The sequence below is a fragment of the Scytonema sp. PCC 10023 genome, assembly GCF_963920835.1.
In the GTDB taxonomy this organism is placed as follows: domain Bacteria; phylum Cyanobacteriota; class Cyanobacteriia; order Cyanobacteriales; family Nostocaceae; genus Kalymmatonema.
In genome coordinates this window covers 1-226 of the sequence record NZ_CAWUDP010000428.1, presented here as the reverse complement: position 1 = coordinate 226, position 226 = coordinate 1, and the positions used below count along the sequence as shown (strand labels likewise).

Genomic DNA, 226 nt, shown 5'->3' with positions numbered 1-226 from the left:
AACCCCAGAGGGCCGCGCCAGCGCACCCAAAGGTTTTCAAACTCCGCCGTGCCGCGTCGTTCCGGCGTGAAGGGGAAGGTCAGGATGGCGGAACGATTTTCAACCGTCGCCTGTCGGGATGCTGTGGTCAGGCCCAGGCGCGCGTCGGCGGAGGCGGCGGCCTCCACCGTCTGCGGCGCCGGACCCTTGCCTGCGAACCGAACAATGAAGCCCGCCACGCCGGGGC

At 69.5% G+C, this 226-nt stretch carries 1 protein-coding gene; it reads right to left on the bottom strand.

The features are described from left to right. Positions 1-226 (bottom strand): hypothetical protein (locus tag ACM0OZ_RS49465; RefSeq protein ID WP_414590258.1); only part of this gene is annotated, 226 nt, incomplete at both ends.